The sequence below is a fragment of the Campylobacter sp. TTU-622 genome (genome assembly GCF_016598965.1).
Lineage (GTDB): Bacteria > Campylobacterota > Campylobacteria > Campylobacterales > Campylobacteraceae > Campylobacter_D.
In genome coordinates, this window is sequence record NZ_JAENKR010000009.1 from 21432 (window position 1) to 29545 (window position 8114).

Here is an 8114-nt window from a genome sequence, read left to right on the forward strand (position 1 = left end):
CTCCTTAAAATAATTTTGCTTTGTTTATTAATTTTAAATCATTAATTTTATTTTTAATAGTATTAAAATTATTTTCAAGCTCTATTTTTCGTGCTATCGATATCTTAATAAATTCTTCTTCTTTTTCAAAGCCTATGAATTTTCTATTTAATAAATTCGCTGCAATACCTGTTGTTGAACTTCCGCTAAAGGGATCGCAAATTAATGAATTTTCATTACTTGCCATTAGTATAAGTCTAATTAATAAAGCTAAAGGTTTTTGTGTAGGATGTTTTCCATTTATTTTTTCCCAAGGAGATATAGCATTAAAAGTCCAAACATCACGCATTTGTTTGCTATTATTTAGTTTTTTTAAAATTTCATAATTAAAAATATGTTTATGTTTATGACTTTTTCTAGCCCAAATAATTTGTTCTGTTGAGTGTGTAAGATAGCGACAACTAAAATTTGGTGGTGGATTTGTTTTTTGCCAAGTAATTATATTTAAAATTTTAAAATCAAGTTTTTGCAAAATTCTACCAAGAGAAAAAATGTTATGATAAGTTCCACTAATTAAAATACTTCCGCTATCTTTAAGTGCTATTTTTGCATTAGCTAACCATTTTAAATTAAATTTATCTATTATTTCAATATCATTACCTTTATCCCAATTTCCTTTATTGACACTAACGATTTTACCATTTTGAATGCTTAATCCATTATTTGATAAAAAATAAGGAGGATCGGCAAAGATTAAATCAATTTGTTTTTCAAATTTAGGTAATAATTTATTACAATCATTTTGATACAAATTAAATAATTGATCTTTACTTGTGAAAATATTTTTATTTTTCATTAAGCCACTCTTGCAAACTTTTAACTTCTAAATAAGTTTTATCTTGTATAGCTTTTATGCTTTTTGCTCCTGCAAAAGCAGCTCTTAAATTTGTAAAATAAGGAGTTTTAAAACGTATAATATTAGCTCTTATTTTTCTTGTATCTTCTTTAAAACTATTTTCATCACTTGTATTAATAACAAGTTCTATTTCTCCATTTTTTAACTTATCTTCAACATTGGGGCGTCCTTCTGATATTTTGTAGATTAACTCGCACTCAAAACCATTTTTAATAATTTCTTTATAAGTTCCACTTGTGGCCATAAGTTTAAAACCGAGTTTTGAGTATTCAGAGGCAATTTTTTTAGTATATTTTTTATCTTCATCTTTTAAGGATATAAAAATACTTCCTTTTTCTGGAAGATTATTAGATGAGGCAATTTGAATTTTAGCATAAGAATTAGCAAAATCTTTACTAATCCCCATTACTTCACCAGTTGATCTCATTTCGGGTCCAAGTTCTAAATCACTTCCGCTTAGCTTAGAAAAAGGAAAAACAACACCTTTTAAATTGATTCTTTGAGATTTTTTAGGTCTTAAAATTCCATTTTTTTCTTTAACAATTCCGAATTTATCATAAAAATTTAAAGCCTCTTTTAAATTTCCTTGCCACATTACACGTGTTGCCACTTTTGCTAAGGCTATGCCTGTTGCTTTACTTACAAAAGGAACGGTTCTACTAGCTCTAGGATTTACTTCTATAATGTAAAGCTCATTTTGATAAAGAGCAAATTGTATGTTTAAAAGCCCTATCACTCCTAAATTTAAAGCTATATCAGCTGTTTTTTGTATGATTAATTCTTGTATTTTTTCATCGATATTGCAAGGTGGTAATGAACAAGCACTATCGCCTGAGTGAATTCCAGCTTCTTCGATATGCTCCATAATTCCTGCTACATAAACATTTTTACCATCACAAATTGCATCAACATCAAATTCGCTTGCATTATCTAAGAACTGATCAATCAAAATAGGGCTTTTATTGCTTAATTTAACAGCTTCTTTAACATAAAGTTTTAATTCTTCTTCATTATGGACAATACGCATAGCACGCCCACCTAAAACATAGCTTGGGCGCACTAAAACAGGATAACCTATTTCATTTGCTTTTAAAATAGCTTCTTCTATGCTATAGGCTGTGCCATTTTTAGGCTGATTGATTCCAAGTTTTACAATAAATTCTGAAAATTTTTTTCTATCTTCAGCAAGATCAATGACTCTAGCATTTGTCCCTATAATCTTAGCTCCAAAAGCACTGAGTTGTTTAGCAAATTTTAAAGGAGTTTGCCCTCCAAAATGAACAATGATACCATCTGGTTTTTCTTTTTCTATTACGGCTCTTAAATGTTCAAAATCAATAGGTTCAAAATAAAGCACATCGCTAATATCATAATCAGTTGAAACAGTTTCTGGATTGCAATTATACATTATAGTTTTTATACCCATATCCTTTAAAGCAAAAGAAGCTTGAACACAAGCATAATCAAATTCAATCCCTTGTCCTATCCTATTTGGTCCCCCGCCTATAATCATTACCTTTTTTTCTTTTTTTTCTTTTTTGTTTATGCTTTGAGTGAGTTCTAAAACATTAAAACTAGAATAATAATAAGGCGTAATAGCATTAAATTCACCTGAGCAAGTATCTACTTCGTGAAATTCGGTTATGATATTTTGATTAACTCTTGCATAATAAATATCATTTTGACTTAATTCTAAATTATCTTTTGTATTTATTAAATGTGCAATTCTTTTATCAGAAAAACCCATAGTTTTAGCTTTTCTTAGTAAATTTTTATTGTTTAAAATATCCATATCTATTTTTTTCTCAAAATCAATAATTTCTTTGATTTGATTTAAAAACCAAGTATCTATTTTAGAATACTCATAAATTTCATTGATATTTAGACCTTCTCTAAAAGCCTCAGCTATATAAAGAAGTCTTTTTTCGTTAGCATTTCTTATATTAAAGACAAGTTCATTTTTATCTTTGATATTGATTTCATTAAATCCATCATAATTTTTTTCAAGTGAACAAAGAGCTTTTTGTATGCTTTCTTTAAAGGTGCGTCCTATGGCCATAACTTCGCCAACGCTTTTCATAGAAGTCCCTAAAATTTTATCTGCTTTAGGAAATTTTTCAAAAGCAAAACGCGGAATTTTGGTTACTATATAATCAATTACAGGTTCAAAAGAAGCAGGGGTTCCCGTAATATCATTTTTAATTTCATCTAAACTAAACCCTACTGCTAAAAGTGTAGCTACTTTTGCTATGGGATAGCCTGTTGCTTTACTTGCTAAAGCACTTGATCTTGAAACTCTAGGATTCATTTCTATTACTATCATTCTACCATTTTCAGGATTTATGGCAAATTGAACATTTGATCCTCCAGTATCTACTCCAATTTCACGTAAAATTTCAAAAGAAGCATTACGCATAGCTTGATATTCTTTATCAGTTAAGGTAAGGGCAGGTGCTATAGTGATACTATCTCCAGTATGAACTCCCATAGGATCTAAATTTTCTATTGAGCAAACTATAATGCAGTTATCGAATTTATCACGAATAACTTCCATTTCATATTCTTTCCAACCTAGTAAGCTTTCTTCTATTAAGATTTCACCTATAGGACTTAAAGATAGTGCTTGTTGGGCAAGTTCTTGAAATTCTTCTAGATTATAAACAACCCCACTTCCAGCTCCGCCTAAAGTAAAAGAAGAGCGTATCATTAAAGGAAAGCCTATTTCATCTATAGCTTTTAAGGCTTCATTGTAATTATAAGCATACATAGATTTTGGAAGATCCATACCAATTTTTTTCATACTTTCTTTAAAAATTTGACGATCTTCTCCTTTTTTGATTGCCTCAGGATTAGCTCCTAAAAATTTTACTTTTCCTAAAAGTCCGCTTTCATAAATTTGCATTGCAGCATTTAAGGCAACTTGACCACCCATAGTAGGTAAAATAGCATCAACTTTTTCTTTTTTGATAATGCTTAAAATATTTTCTTTAGTTATAGGTTCTATATAAGTTGCATCAGCAAAATCAGGATCTGTCATAATGGTTGCTGGATTTGAGTTTATAAGTACGACACGATAGCCTAGTTCTTTTAAGGTTTTAATAGCTTGAGTACCAGAATAATCAAATTCACAAGCCTGTCCTATGATAATAGGGCCACTTCCTATAAGTAAAATGGTATTAATATCGTTTCGTTTTGGCATAAATTTTCCTATCATTATTTTTTATAAATTATAGCAAATCTTAGTTTTTTAAAACTTGAAATTTAAATTATTTTTATTTTAAGCTTAAATTCACAGGGGGGGGTATAATCATTTTTTCAAAAATAAAACAGCAAGAGAAAGAATGAAGAATTTAATTGTAGCGGGTAATGGTCCTAGTTTAAAAAATATTGATTATAAAAGATTACCAAAAGATTATGAAGTTTTTAGGTGTAATCAATTTTATCTTGAAGATAAATATTACCTAGGTAAAGACATTAAGATGACTTTTTTTAATCAAAGTTTTTTCTTAGAACAAATTTATACTGCTAAAACTCTTATAAAAAATAAAGAATATAAAATTGATAATTTTATTTGTTCTAATTTTAAACTTCATAGTATTTATGAAAATCATTTAAATTTTATAAAGTATTTTGATTATTTTTTTCCAGATGCTAATTTAGGCAGTAGTTATCTTGAGAAATTAAAAGAATTTAATGCTTATATTTGTTATAATGAACTTTATAAGGATAAACGTATAACTAGTGGAATTTACATGTGTGCTGTTGCAGTAGCTTTGGGTTATAAAAAGATTTATTTGAGTGGAATTGATTTTTATGAGGGTAATATAGATTTTTCAACAGGAAAAAATGTTTATGCCTATAATGCCAATAAACAAAATTATAATAAATTAATAGGAGAAAATAAAGTTCCATCTTATTTTCATAGTAAGGATACTGATTTAAAGGCTTTAGAATTTCTTGCTAAAACTTATAATGTTTCATTTTTTTCTTTAAACCCAGAATCAATTTTAGCTAAAAATTTTAGTTTAGCTCCATTAACTAATAATTCTTTTATACTTTTAAAAAAGACACAAAATGCCTTAGATGATATTCTTATCCCTAAAGAAACTCCTTTTATAAAGCTTTATTATGATAAAGTTCTTCAGACTAAAAACCCTAATCAATTAGAAATTAAAAAGAAAAATAAAATTAATATATTTTCAAATGTTAAAAATAATTTTAACCAACGTTCAGCTAAAGAAAGAATTCAAAATCATCTCTCATATAAATTAGGTAATGTTTTAATTGATTTAAGAAATTTAAGTGATTATATTAGGTTACCTTTTATATTATCTTGTATTATTTATAGACATTTAAAAGATCAAAGACGCTATAAAAAAAGAATCAAACAAAGTCCATCATTAAAATTACCGCCTTTGGAGTCTTATCGTGACTATAAGGAAGCTTTAAAAATAAAACGAACTTTAGCTTATAATTTAGGCAGTATTTTAATTAAACATCCTTTTACTTTTTTATTTAGAATTAAAAAAATTAAAAAAGAATGGAAAGAATAATGCAAATAAAAATCGAAAATTTAACTATATCTGAACAAAATTCTCCTTTAGTTATCCCAGAAATTGGTATTAATCATAATGGTAGTTTAGAGTTGGCAAAACTTATGGTAGATAGTGCCAAAAGAGCGGGTGCTAAGATTATTAAACATCAAACTCATATTGTTGAAGATGAAATGTGTGTTGCAGCTAAAAATGTAATCCCAGGAAATGCGAATGTGAGTATATATGAGATTATGCAAAAGTGTGCTTTAAATTATAAAGACGAGTTGGCTCTTAAGGAATATACTCAAAAGCAAGGACTTGTTTATCTTAGTACTCCTTTTTCAAGGGCGGCTGCAAATAGACTAGAAGATATGGGAGTTAGCGCTTTTAAAATAGGATCTGGAGAATGTAATAATTATCCACTGATAAAACATATTGCAAATTTTAAAAAGCCTATGATTGTAAGCACAGGAATGAACAGCATTGAAAGTATAAAACCAACTATAGAAATTTTAAGGGCTAGTGAAATTCCTTTTGTATTGCTTCATACAACCAATCTTTATCCAACTCCTATGAATCTTGTAAGATTAAATGCTATGCTTGAACTTAAAAAAGAGTTTTCTTGTTTGGTGGGGCTTAGTGATCATACTACTAGCAATCTTGCCTGTTTAGGAGCTGTTGCTTTGGGTGCTTGTATACTTGAGAGACACTTTGTAGATACTATGGATAGAAGTGGTCCTGATATAATTTGCTCTATGGATGAAAGTGCTTTAAAAGAGCTTATAATTCAAAGTGAACAAATGGCAATAATGCGTGGTTTAAATGCTAAAAAGAACGCAGTTAAAGAGGAGCAAGTTACTATTGATTTTGCTTTTGCAAGTGTTGTTAGTATAAAAGAAATTAAAAAAGGTGATATTTTTTCTTTGGAAAATATTTGGGTGAAAAGACCAGGGGTTGGTGGGATTAGAGCTAGTGAATTTGAAAGTATTTTAGGTAAAGTTGCTCTAAGAGATATTGCAAAAGATGTGCAGTTAAAATATGAGGATTTTCAATGAAAAAAATCGTTTTTATTACGGGAACTAGAGCTGATTTTTCTAAAATTAAGTCATTGATGATAGAGATTGAAAAATCAAATGAATTTGAACTTTTCATCTTTGTTACAGGGATGCACATGAGTAAGAATTTCGGATATACTGCAAAAGAAATCTATAAAAGTGGATTTAAAAATATTTATGAATTTATCAACCATGACAAATACTATCAAATGCCAGCAGCTTTAGCTTCAACTATAGACGGTTTTTCTAAATTTGTTAATGAAATAGAACCTGATTTAATTGTAGTACATGGAGATAGGATAGAGCCTTTGGCAGGAGCTTTAGTCGGAGTATTAAATAATATTTTAGTTGCTCATATTGAAGGAGGCGAGTTATCTGGAACTATAGATGATAGTATAAGACATTCTATCTCAAAGTTAGCCCAAATTCATTTAGTTAATGATGAATTAGCTAAAAAACGTTTAATACAACTTGGAGAAGATGAGAATTCGATTTTTATTATAGGTTCTCCTGATTTGGATATTTTATCTGATAATTCTATTAGTATTGAAGAAGCTAAGGCTTATTATGACATTACTTTTAAAAATTATGCTATAGCTACTTTTCATCCTGTGGTAACAGAGCTTGAATTTATTAAAGAGCAAAGTGAAAAATTTGTAAATGCTTTAATTAAAAGCAAGAAAAATTATATAGTGATTTATCCTAATAATGATTTAGGCTTTGAGTTTATTTTAAAAAGTTATGAAAAACTTAAGAATTTATCTTGTTTTAAAATTTTTCCATCTTTAAGATTTGAATATTTTATTACTTTATTAAAAAATGCAGATTTTATTATAGGAAATTCAAGTTGTATTTTAAAAGAAGCTGTTTTTTTGGGAGTTGATGGAATAAATATAGGCTCAAGACAACAAAAAAGAAATGGTTTAAAGAAAGTTATACAAAGTTCTTATGAAAGTGATGAGATACTAAAAGCAATACAAAAAGTAAAGAAAAAAGAAAAAACTATTCATAAAAAAATAAAAGAAAAAAGTAGTGCCAAATTTATAAAACTTTTAAAAAGTGGAATATTTTTTAAAATTTCTAAACAAAAAATGTTTAAAGATTTAAAAATATAAATATAGAATTAGATCATAATTGAAATTAAAAAAATGTAAAATAAACTAGTAATTTTTTAAAATTAAAGGATAAAAATGTCAAATAAAACATTGGCTTTAATTCCTGCAAGAGCTGGATCAAAAGGTATTAAAAATAAAAATTTAGCTCTTTTGGCCAACAAGCCATTAGTTTATCATACCATTAAAGCTGCCAAGGAAGCAACCTGTATTGATAAAATTGTTTTAAGTAGCGATGGAGATGAAATTTTAACTTATGCAAGGAGCCAAGGAATTGATATTATTAAGCGCCCTAAAGAATTAGCGCTTGATGATACTACAAGTGATAAAGTGATTTTGCATGCTTTAGAAATATATAAAACTTATGAAAATATAATTTTGCTTCAACCTACATCACCTTTTAGAACAAGTAAACATATAGATGAATCTTTTTATCATTTTATGCAAAAAAATGCTAATGCACTTATCAGTGTTTATAAAGAGGATAATAAAATTTTAAAAGCTTTTACTATAGATG

Annotated in this window: 6 protein-coding genes; 4 read left to right on the forward strand and 2 right to left on the reverse strand. The window is 27.8% G+C overall.

Annotation, left to right across the window (positions count from 1 at the left end):
* Positions 1–4: 4 nt before the first annotated feature.
* Both JG677_RS02105 and carB read right to left on the reverse strand, forming a co-directional pair.
* Positions 5–835 (reverse strand): DNA-methyltransferase, encoded by an 831-nt coding sequence (locus JG677_RS02105; RefSeq protein ID WP_200217224.1) that lies wholly within the window; start codon positions 833–835, stop codon positions 5–7.
* On the reverse strand, positions 825–4094 hold the full coding sequence (gene carB, locus JG677_RS02110) for a carbamoyl-phosphate synthase large subunit (protein WP_200284898.1): 3270 nt from the start codon (positions 4092–4094) through the stop codon (positions 825–827). The genes JG677_RS02105 and carB overlap by 11 nt, the downstream gene beginning before the upstream one ends.
* Before the next feature lie 142 nt (positions 4095–4236).
* Here carB and JG677_RS02115 point away from each other — a divergent pair, with 142 nt between their 5' ends.
* The 4 genes from JG677_RS02115 to JG677_RS02130 all read left to right on the forward strand — a co-directional run.
* Positions 4237–5448 (forward strand): alpha-2,3-sialyltransferase, encoded by a 1212-nt coding sequence (locus tag JG677_RS02115; protein ID WP_200284899.1) that lies wholly within the window; start codon positions 4237–4239, stop codon positions 5446–5448.
* Entirely contained in the window at positions 5448–6485 is a 1038-nt protein-coding gene (locus tag JG677_RS02120; RefSeq protein ID WP_200284900.1) for an N-acetylneuraminate synthase family protein, read from the forward strand. Before JG677_RS02115 ends, JG677_RS02120 begins: the two co-directional genes overlap by 1 nt.
* Entirely contained in the window at positions 6482–7600 is a 1119-nt protein-coding gene (gene neuC, locus JG677_RS02125) for a UDP-N-acetylglucosamine 2-epimerase (protein WP_200284901.1), read from the forward strand. Before JG677_RS02120 ends, neuC begins: the two co-directional genes overlap by 4 nt.
* A 75-nt stretch (positions 7601–7675) precedes the next feature.
* Positions 7676–8114, forward strand: a 439-nt coding sequence (locus JG677_RS02130; RefSeq protein ID WP_200284903.1) for an acylneuraminate cytidylyltransferase family protein, incomplete at its 3' end; no start/stop codon positions are given.

What these genes read in the sequence shown, in the direction of transcription:
- JG677_RS02105 (WP_200217224.1), bottom strand. Translation starts at nt 835, where the DNA reads ATGAAAAATAAAAATATTTTCACAAGTAAAGATCAATTATTTAATTTG.
- carB (WP_200284898.1), bottom strand. Translation starts at nt 4,094, where the DNA reads ATGCCAAAACGAAACGATATTAATACCATTTTACTTATAGGAAGTGGC.
- JG677_RS02115 (WP_200284899.1), top strand. Translation starts at nt 4,237, where the DNA reads ATGAAGAATTTAATTGTAGCGGGTAATGGTCCTAGTTTAAAAAATATT.
- JG677_RS02120 (WP_200284900.1), top strand. Translation starts at nt 5,448, where the DNA reads ATGCAAATAAAAATCGAAAATTTAACTATATCTGAACAAAATTCTCCT.
- neuC (WP_200284901.1), top strand. Translation starts at nt 6,482, where the DNA reads ATGAAAAAAATCGTTTTTATTACGGGAACTAGAGCTGATTTTTCTAAA.